Origin of the sequence: Myxococcus sp. CA023 (assembly GCF_010998615.1) — a bacterium.
Classification (GTDB): Bacteria; Myxococcota; Myxococcia; order Myxococcales; family Myxococcaceae; genus Myxococcus.
Map to the genome: position 1 here is coordinate 1 of NZ_JAAEAH010000164.1, position 2,937 is coordinate 2,937.

Here is a 2,937-nt window from a genome sequence, read left to right on the forward strand (position 1 = left end):
AGATCGTCGGCAGCGTCAGATGTGTATAATAGACAGCCGCTGGCGGGGCCGCCCGAGTGATGCTCCCGTCCGGTGGACAGGCCGCTTGAGCCCCCTTGGGGTACACGCCTGCCCAAACCGCGCTCCCATCAGGTGCATAGCAGGGGTCTGGACCTCTTGGCGCCTCTTGAGCCTCAACACCACGCGGCCTGGGGCGGCCCTCGTGCCGGGGCCAACCTCGCACATGCCGTCGGCAAGCCCAGGTGCTGCAGAATTGCCCGCACCCCGGGGCCCCCTTCACGTCGCCGCCTGCCTCCACACCTCACGCAGGCGAACACGTCGAAGTCGAACGTCCTCCTGAGCAACTCTGCGAAAGTCCACTCGCGGTGTCCTCTCCTTCAGCCGCTCCTTCCTGGCCGCTGCCTCAAGCCCCGCGCTCGCCTCCTGCGCACCTGCTTGAGGGAACGACGCGAAGGTTCAGGAGCAGCTTGCCTCGCTGCTCAAGCTGGTCCGCGCGACGCTGTCCAGCTCCGACAAGTTCGCGGCCATCCTGCGGGAGTTCGACGTCGAGCCCCCTACGAAGAAGGGGAAGAACGGGACGATTTTCGCATTCGCCAAGAGCGCCCCGGGGATGCAAGCCCTCTTGGAGCACGAGGACGCGGAGATACGGGGCCTCGCGGAAGCTCGGCTGACGGTGAAGTCGACGATCATCGAAACGCGCACCGAGCGAATCATCAGCATCGGACGTCGCGGACGGGTGCCCTTCTACCTGAAGTATGCGGGGGCGCACATGCACCGCTGGTCCGGCGGCGACAAGATGAACCCGCAGAACAGCCCCTGGGCCGCGTAGAGGAGGACGCAGCGCCTTCGGGGATGGCAACGAGCCACTGCGCCGTCCGGTCTTCAGTCGCTGCGCTCCCTGTCGGAACTGCTCCAACTCCTTCTCCAACTCCACGGCTCACCTCCTCGTATGTGGCCATGGAGGTCTCACGAGAAGCTGGTTCCTGTCGCGACGGGGCACGGCAAAGACTTACCCGGAACACGCACACGTTTGGATTGGCGTGGACGCGGAAGCATCTGGCGCCCGCGAGGAAGCCCCACGCCGGGTGGAAGTGTAGACACGCTGCGACTGTCCTGGACTGCGGGCCCGTGTCTGCTCACGGCGCCAGGGATACTCCGTTCCACTCGAGGTTTTCCATGCGTTCATTGCGCCGTCTCACTGCCCTGCTGCTCCTGCCGCTCGCCTTTGGCTGTGGTCAGGAAGGTCTCCCCGAAAACGAAGCCGAGTCGCTCTCCGCGCGAGCTGACCCGTTCACCAGCAGCCGGGGGACGGTCCAGAATGCGTGCGGCAACGCGGGCACCACTCCGCAGATCTTCAGCAATACGCTGATGAGCCCAGCGGCCCTCAATGTCGGCGGCGGCGCACCCGCGAATTGGAATCCCGAGAGTGGCCGCATGAGCCGCGGTGGCATCGAATACGTCTCCGCCAAAGGCCTCCGCTTCGAGCTCGTTACCGACAAGTGCACGTACATCAAAGAGGTCAAAGTCGGCTCGCGCGTCGTGACGCCAACGTATACCGATGGCTATTGGTATTCCGCCCAGGACTCCTCGTACCAACCCGCGGACCCCAGTCGTTACGGCTACAACTTGTGGATATTCTTCCCCTATCTGGGAGATGGCTCCACGAACCAGGTCACCATCACCGTGGGGCGCACCTTCGGCAGCGGCACCGCGACGTACAGCTTCCCGATGGTGCAAGTCGATAGCGTCGAGGCGAACTACGTCCCCGCACCCATCGGTTTCTCTCGTGCCGAGCTGTGGAACATGTTCGGCAAGGCGCTCTACACGAAGTTCAATGGCGCTACGAATTCGACCGTCCTCACGTCGTCGGACGGCTCCACGCGCCGCATTTACGGCTACGACCCGAATAGCCTCCAGCTCTCCGTCACCTCGAATGGCGTGGGCTTCTCGTTCAAATTCAAGACGGATCTCAAAATTTGGTGCGACCCGACGATTCGCGCCTATGGCACCTTCAAGCTGAATGCGAACTTCTCCGGCATTTCGGTGCAATGGGTGAATGCGCCCCAGGCGAGCCTCGATTGGCCGCTCCTGTGTGAGGCGACCCAGGTCGTTCCCATTCTCGGCCTCATTCCCACCCTCATCTACGACATCATCGAGAGCGAGGCGGCGAACAGCATTACTTCCACCATCGAAAGTTCCATCATCGATTCGCTGCCAGAGACGACGGACGTGCAGCTGTTCCTCGATGGCTCGACGACGCGCAACAACGAGCTGCTCGTCAATCTCAAGCTGCCGGCGCCCTCCATCAAGATCAACGTCCCGTACGACGCGTTCGACATGAACCGGAGCGCGACGCTCTTCCCCTCGGGCGAAAACCTGACGCTGCTCGCGAGCGGCTTGGGCGTGAATGACTACGTCGCCGGTGTGACGCCCCAGACGACGCTCTACTCGGGCCCCAATGGCGTTCCGCGCTACGGCTCCACCACGTGGCCGAATGCACAGACGTTGAGCCGTGCGACCAACCCCGTTTGGAATGGCCTGCCCATCGCCCGCTTGCTGGCGCGCATGTCGCCGACGGTCGTCTCCACGTCGACGTACCAGTACACGCCGGGCTGTACGTTCAAGGCGAACAACATGTCCGGCCGAGCGTCCGTGCGCTTCGGTGTGAATGACACGGCCACGGATGCGCAGCGCCTTCGCGGCATCTTCGGCGCCGCCCCAGGCTACTCGCTGCGGGTCGTCTTCCTGAACGACTTCAGCACCTCGATCGCGGATAACGCTTCCCGCTGCGGTGTCACGACGTACAGCCCCATCTATGTCCCGGATTTGCCCGTCCTGGCGAATCCGTAGTTTCCCTGTTGGATGGGAGTGCCTGCGCGCGTGACGGCAGGTGTTGCCGCGCAACGCATAAGAGGGATGGGGGCGCTGTTGAGGGGG

General features: G+C 63.5%; 2 protein-coding genes. Both read left to right on the forward strand.

Annotated features, from left to right (window positions below):
- Positions 1-610: 610 nt before the first annotated feature.
- Positions 611-829, forward strand: coding sequence for a hypothetical protein (locus tag F8M74_RS37005; protein WP_153881064.1), 219 nt, complete (start codon positions 611-613; stop codon positions 827-829).
- Positions 830-1,176: 347 nt separating this feature from the next.
- Entirely contained in the window at positions 1,177-2,850 is a 1,674-nt protein-coding gene (locus F8M74_RS37010; protein WP_141259130.1) for a hypothetical protein, read from the forward strand.
- Positions 2,851-2,937: the final 87 nt, after the last annotated feature.